This window comes from Paenibacillus sp. J31TS4, from assembly GCF_018403265.1.
Classification (GTDB): Bacteria; Bacillota; Bacilli; order Paenibacillales; family NBRC-103111; genus J31TS4.
The window spans coordinates 1-255 of sequence record NZ_BOSI01000051.1; the positions used below are offsets into that span (position 1 = coordinate 1).

1 rRNA gene is annotated in these 255 nt (G+C 49.4%); it reads right to left on the reverse strand.

Annotated elements, in window-relative coordinates:
* Nucleotides 1-80: ribosomal RNA gene (gene rrf / locus KJS47_RS23945) — 5S ribosomal RNA — on the reverse strand; the annotation flags it as partial.
* Between the last annotated feature and the right edge of the window lie 175 nt (nucleotides 81-255).

Genomic DNA, 255 nt, shown 5'->3' on the forward strand with positions numbered 1-255 from the left:
CAAGTACCATCGGCGCTGGAGGGCTTAACGGTCGTGTTCGAGATGGGTACGCGTGGTTCCCCTCCGCCATTATCACCAAACAGCTATTCATTCAAGGTTTGTACCTTGAAAACTAGATGCGAAGTTTATTCATTCTTTAGTTGGGGCCCCCGGCAAGTATTCGGAATCTGCTTCGTCAGCATCATCTTCACTTGGTGGGGATTTTTAGGATAAGCCCTCGACCGATTAGTATTCGTCAGCTGCACGCATTGCTGC